Origin of the sequence: Alteromonas sp. MmMcT2-2 (genome assembly GCF_022348305.1) — a bacterium.
Taxonomy (GTDB): domain Bacteria; phylum Pseudomonadota; class Gammaproteobacteria; order Enterobacterales; family Alteromonadaceae; genus Alteromonas; species Alteromonas macleodii.
Map to the genome: position 1 here is coordinate 1 of NZ_JAKRFA010000111.1, position 1,436 is coordinate 1,436.

1 protein-coding gene and 1 pseudogene are annotated in these 1,436 nt (G+C 38.7%); both read right to left on the reverse strand.

What is annotated here, in order from left to right; translation table 11 throughout:
* Positions 1-45: 45 nt before the first annotated feature.
* Positions 46-900, reverse strand: a pseudogene (locus MHM99_RS21045) (IS3 family transposase); the annotation flags it as partial.
* A complete protein-coding gene (locus MHM99_RS21050) occupies positions 888-1,418 on the reverse strand; it encodes a transposase (RefSeq protein ID WP_239220459.1) in 531 nt (176 codons plus the stop codon). The gene MHM99_RS21050 and the pseudogene MHM99_RS21045, both read right to left, overlap by 13 nt.
* Positions 1,419-1,436 lie beyond the last annotated feature (18 nt).

A 1,436-nucleotide genomic window follows, 5' to 3' on the forward strand; every position in this document is an offset into this window, starting at 1 on the left:
AAAAAACCGCCGAAATGAAGTGACCCCATTAAGTTGGACTCATTTCTAAGCGGCAACCAAGGTCTGATTTCGATATTGTATCGGACTCAGGCCTTTTAGTTTTAGCTTAATACGTTCGTTGTTGTAATAATCGATATATTCTTTGATGTTTTCAATAAGTTCATTTGCATCTTTGAACGTTTTATTGTGGTACATCTCAGTTTTTAATATGCCGAAGAAGTTCTCTGCAACAGCGTTATCTAAGCAATTTCCTTTTCTAGACATGCTTTGAAGTAGCCCATTCTGTTTCAAGTGATTTTGGTATTGTTTATTTTGATATTGCCATCCTTGGTCAGAGTGTATGAGTGGCTTTTCATGTGGTAATAGCTTACTAGTCGCGGCTTTAAGCATATCTGTAACTAAGGGTAACGTTACAGATGTCCGCACTTCATAGCTAATGACCTCTCGATTAAATAAATCTATTATCGGTGACAGATACACCTTCTGATTATTCACTTTAAACTCAGTTACATCAGTCACCCATTTTTGATTAGGCTGTTCTACAGTAAATTCACGATTCAATTTGTTTTCGGCGATTCTGCCGATTTCACCTTTGTAAGACTTATAACGTTTAGGCCTGACTTTTGACTTCAAACCAAGTTCGCACATTAGGCGTTGTACACGCTTATGGTTAACCACTAAGCCCATCGCTCGTAAAGCGTAAGTCACTCTACGATAGCCATATCGCCCTTTATGTTTGTGATAGATATCACGGATTTTTACGCGTAAGTCAGTATTGGAACAAGGCTGATTCAGCGCATTACGATGGTAGTAATACACACTCTTGGGAAGCCCTGTAACTCTTAATAAATGTTGTAAGCTATATATTGCCTTGAGCTCTTCGACAACTATCGTTTTGTCTTTGCTTTTTTCTTTCTGGCTTGAGCCAAGGCTTCTAACTTTTTTAAGACAGCGTTCTCTGCACGTAAATAATCGAGTTCTTCTCTAAGCTCTTTTTCAGTCATCTCTGATGATGGTTTAGGAGTTGAAGAGTTATTAGTCACGCGGGGCTTACCTTTGTTTTTGGGGTTGAGACGGGATATGTCCTTGCGAGCATAAAGCTTTTGCCATTGAAATAAAATACCAGGGGATGATAAGTCGAAATAGGCGCTGGTATAACCCAATGACCAATTGTTCATTTCCATCGTCTTTAGCACATGGATTTTGAACTCGCTACAATAAGGTAGCTGCTTATGAATAAAGCTATTTGAGCCGTTTATTTGATAAACCTGAAACCAATAGCGAATAAGCCGAGCGCTTACTCTGTACTTTCTACCTAAAGCTTCAGAATTTTTCTCTTCGACTAGCTGAGCGAGCTTTATTTTAAACGCTCTATTGTGTTTTGACATAAAAAGACCCCCAATAATTGGAATGTCCAACTAATGGGGGTCACTTCA